Source organism: Luteococcus sp. (genome assembly GCF_043424415.1).
Classification (GTDB): Bacteria; Actinomycetota; Actinomycetes; order Propionibacteriales; family Propionibacteriaceae; genus Luteococcus.
In genome coordinates this window covers 1-4217 of sequence record NZ_JBHWOO010000265.1, presented here as the reverse complement: position 1 = coordinate 4217, position 4217 = coordinate 1, and the positions used below count along the sequence as shown (strand labels likewise).

General features: G+C 69.7%; 3 protein-coding genes and 1 pseudogene. 3 read left to right on the top strand and 1 reads right to left on the bottom strand.

The window, feature by feature from the left end; genetic code table 11:
• Nucleotides 1–28 precede the first annotated feature (28 nt).
• Nucleotides 29–1311, bottom strand: a pseudogene (locus ACHFFZ_RS15040) (DUF349 domain-containing protein).
• On the opposite strand from ACHFFZ_RS15040, the gene ACHFFZ_RS15035 reads away from it, so the two are divergent.
• From ACHFFZ_RS15035 to ACHFFZ_RS15025, 3 genes are all read left to right on the top strand, one after another.
• The gene (locus tag ACHFFZ_RS15035) at nt 1292–2008 is read left to right on the top strand and encodes an MBL fold metallo-hydrolase (RefSeq protein WP_394277411.1); all 717 of its coding nucleotides are present in this window, start codon (nt 1292–1294) and stop codon (nt 2006–2008) included. The pseudogene ACHFFZ_RS15040 and the gene ACHFFZ_RS15035 sit on opposite strands and share 20 nt — an antisense overlap.
• Nucleotides 2008–3375: a histidine--tRNA ligase gene (hisS, locus tag ACHFFZ_RS15030; protein ID WP_394277410.1), complete on the top strand. Its 1368-nt coding sequence runs from the start codon at nt 2008–2010 to the stop codon at nt 3373–3375. The genes ACHFFZ_RS15035 and hisS overlap by 1 nt, the downstream gene beginning before the upstream one ends.
• A 30-nt stretch (nt 3376–3405) precedes the next feature.
• A partial coding sequence (locus ACHFFZ_RS15025; protein ID WP_394277409.1) for a glycosyltransferase family 2 protein occupies nt 3406–4217 on the top strand: 812 nt, incomplete at its 3' end.

Genomic DNA, 4217 nt, shown 5'->3' with positions numbered 1-4217 from the left:
TGTCTGGGCGCCGTCCTGCTGCTGCGTATCAGGCCTTGAACTCGTCCAGCGCCTTCTGCGCCTGCTCCAGCAGGGACTCGTTGAAGGTGATCGAGGAGCGCACCTCGGCCGCCTTCTTGTCCTTGCCCTCGGCCTCGAGCTTCTCGGCCTGCTTGTTCAGCTTCTCGATCTGCGAGCTGAACATGGCCACGGTGTCGGCGGCGCGTTGACGGGCCTCGGGGTCGGTGCGACGCCACTCCTCGGCCTCGGCCTCCTTGACGGCGGACTCCAGCTTGCGCACGCGGGCGTCCAGGGGACGGATCGCATCGCGCGGCACCTTGCCGTGCTCGTTGAACTTCGACAGGAAGTCACGGAACTGGGCGCGTGCCGTGGCCAGGTCGGTCACTGGGAGGATGGTCTTCTCGGCCTCGTCCAGCAGCGCCTCCTTGGCCTGCTGGTTGCCGATGAACTCCTTGTCCTGCTCGGCCATGGCGGCGTCGCGGGCGGCGAAGAACTCGTCCTGGATGCCGCGGAAGGTGGTCCACAGCTTGTCGTCCTCGGCGCGCGGGGCGGAGCCGGCGGCCTTCCAACGGGCCATCAGGTCGCGGAAGGCACCCGCGGTGGGGCCCCATTCGGTGGAGGTGGCCAGCGGACGGGCCTCCTCAATGATGGCCTCCTTGAGCTGCTTGGCACCCTCACGCTTCTTGTTCTGCTCGGCGAACTGGGCCTTGCGACGGCGCGTGTAGGTGGTGCGGGCGCTCGAGAAGCGGTGCCACAGGGCGTCATCGGTGGCGCGGTCGATGCGCGGCAGCGCCTTCCACTCCTCGAGCAGGGCACGGAAGCGGTTCACGCCACCGCGCCAGTCATGGCCCTGGGCCAGCTTCTCGGCCTCGGAGACCATCCGCTCCTTCTCGGCCCGGGCAGCCTCGGCCGCCTTCGCCTTCTCCGCCTTCTTCTGCTCGGCCTGCGCCTCGAGGGCGGGGGCCAGGGCATCCAGGCGGGTCACCAGGCCGGCCAGGTCGCCGACCGCATTGGCGTCAACGATGTTCTTGCGGTGGGAGTTGATCGACTTGCGAGCCTCCTCCACGCCGAGATTGCCCGAGGTGACGCGCGACTCGAGGAGGGCCACCTCCGTCTCGAGTGCCTGGAAACGCCTCACGTAGAAGGCGAGGGCTTCGGAGGGCTCGACGTCGGGAACCTGGCCGACACGCCGCTCACCCTCGGGAGTGATGACGTAGACGGTGCCGTCGTCTTCAACGCGACCGAAGGGATTCGGACCTGCAGTTTCGCTCATGGTTCCATCTTGCCCGATATGGTGCCGGTTGTGCTCATTGCCTCCTTCCCTTCCGGCCCGTGGCAGACCAATTGTTATCTGCTCGCCCCCTCCGAGAACGGCCCGTGCGTGGTCGTCGACCCCGGTGTCGATGCCGCGGACGGCGTCCGGCGGGGCCTGGCGCAGTACGGACTGACCGTCGACGCCGTCCTGCTGACCCACGGCCACGCCGACCACGTCGCCGCCGCCCGCGAGATCGCCGACGAGGCCAATGTGCCCGTCTGGATCCACGAGGCCGATGAGGACCTGCTGGCCCATCCGATGCGCGCCATGTCGGAACAGGCCCGCGGCATCCTCGAGATGCTCTACGGCAGCACCGAGTTCACCCCGCCGGCCGACGTGCGCCACCTGGACGGCGAGTTCACCGCCGGTGGGATGCGTTTCGCCACCCGCCATGCCCCCGGGCACACCCCGGGCTGCACGCTGCTGCTGCCGCAGCTGGATGATGCCCGGTTGTGCTTCAGCGGCGATGTCGTCTTCGCCGGCTCGATCGGGCGCACCGACATGCCGCGCGGGGACGCCTTCGTGATGGCGAGTAGCCTTGCGACCCAGGTGCTCACCCTGGACGACGACCTCCACCTGCTGCCCGGGCACGGCTCCACCACCACCGTGGGGGCCGAACGCACCACCAACCCATGGCTTCAGCCCCACCAACTGGTGGCCCTTCAGAACCAGACCGATGGAAGTGATCTGTGATGGCCCGTCCCAAGCCGCTGTCCGGTTTCCCCGAGTTCCTGCCCGCAGGACGCATGGTGGAGACCGCCGTGCTCGACATCCTGCGCGAGACCTTCGAGCTGCACGGCTATGCCAACATCGAGACCCGCGCCGTCGAGACCATGGAGACCCTGACGCGCAAGGGTGAAATCACCAAGGAGGTGTACGTGGTGCGGCGCCTGCACGCCGACCCCGCGACCCCCGAGAAGGACGACCTGGGCCTCCATTTCGACCTGACGGTGCCCTTCGCCCGCTATGTCCTGGAGAATGCCGGCCACCTTGCCTTCCCCTTCCGCCGCTACCAGGTGCAGAAGGTCTGGCGCGGCGAGCGCCCCCAGGAGGGCCGCTACCGCGAATTCCTGCAGGCCGACATCGACGTCGTCGGACAGGACCAGCTGCCCGAGCACTTCGACGTCGAGGCCCCCGTGGTGATGCTCGAGGCGCTGGAGCGCATGCACGCCGAGCTCGGCCTGCCGCAGGCGCTGATGCACGTCAACAACCGCAAGCTCGCCGAGGGCTTCTACCGCGGGCTGGGCATCGGGCAGGAGGGTGGCGCCTTCGAACAGGTCAGCACCCTGGACGTGCTGCAGCGCGTCGACAAGTTCGACAAGATCGGCGGCCCGGCCGTCGCCGAACTGCTCACCGGCGAGCTGGAGCTCTCGCAGGAGGTCGCCGAGCAGTGCGTCGCCCTGGCCGGGATCTGCACCCCCGACGACTCCTTCGTTGAGCAGGTGCGCTCCCTGGGCGTCGAGCACGAGATGCTCGACGAGGGCCTGGAGCTGCTGCGCCGCGTGGTGCTGGCCGCCAACAAGCGGGTTCCCGGACGCATCGTCGCCGACCTCAAGATCGCGCGCGGCCTGGACTACTACACCGGCACCGTCTACGAGACCGAGCTGGTGGGCCACGAGAAGCTCGGCTCGATCAGCTCCGGTGGCCGCTACGACTCGCTGGCCAGCGACGGGAAGACCACCTTCCCGGGCGTTGGCATCTCGCTGGGCGTCACCCGCCTCCTCGGCCCGCTGATCACCAAGAAGCAGATCGAGGCCTCCCGCAGCGTCCCCAGCGCCGTGCTGGTGGCCGTCGACGACGAGCAGAGCCGCGACGTCGCCGAGGAGGTGGCCGCCGCCCTGCGGGCGCGCCGCATCCCCTGCGAGGTGGCGCCCAAGGCGGACAAGTTCGGCAAGCAGATCAAGCACGCCGACCGCCGGGGCATCCCCTTCGTCTGGTTCGGTGGCCTGACCGGGCAGGTCAAGGACATCCGCAGTGGCGAGCAGGCCGATGCCCAGGCCAGCAGCTGGGAGCTTCCTGAGGCCGATCGTCGCCCCACCATCACCACCAACCTGGGCTGAGCCCAGGGCACCTGCCGATAGTCTCGAGGCATGGATTTCCCGCCGCTGACCCTCGCCGTGCTGACCTACCACCGCAACGACCTGCTGCGCTCCGCGCTGCCCCTGCTGGCCGCCCAGGTGGCCCAGGCCGTCGAGGCAGGCCATGCGGCGCGTCTGGTGGTGGTCGACAACTCACCCAAGGGCGAGGCCCGCGAGGTGGTGGAGGCCCACGCCACGTCGGTCGACGTGCGCTATGTGCACGAACCCACCCCCGGCCTGGCGGCGGCCCGCAACCGGGCCCTCGACGAGGCCGAGGGAACGCGCCTGTTCTGCTTCATCGACGACGACGAGACCCCCGGCGAGGGTTGGCTGCTGGACCTGGTGGCCTGCTGGCGACGCACCGGGGCCAGCGCCGTCAGCGGACCGGTCCGCTCGCTGCCGGAGACGCCGCTGGATGCCTGGACCGAGGGGACGGGCCTGTTCGCGCGGCCGACGCGCCCCACCGGCAGCCCCCGCCCGGGCATGGCCAGCAACAACCTGCTGCTCGACCTCGACTTCGTGCGTCGCCACCAGATCCGCTTCGACGAGCGCTTCGGATTCACCGGCGGCGAGGACTCCAAGTTCGGCCAGGACCTGCAGGCCGCCGGTGGCCGCATCGTGTGGTGCGACGAGGCGGAGGTGAGCGAGGTGGTGCCCGCCGCCCGGCTGGAGCGCGACTGGATCCGCCAGCGCCTGACCCGTTTCGGGGAGTCCTGGGTGCGCGCCCGCTCCATCGACATGACCGGGCGCGAGGCCGCGCTCTTCCGGGCCCGCACCACCGCCAAGGGGTCGGCGAAGGTGGCGAAGGCCCGGGCCCAGCTGGA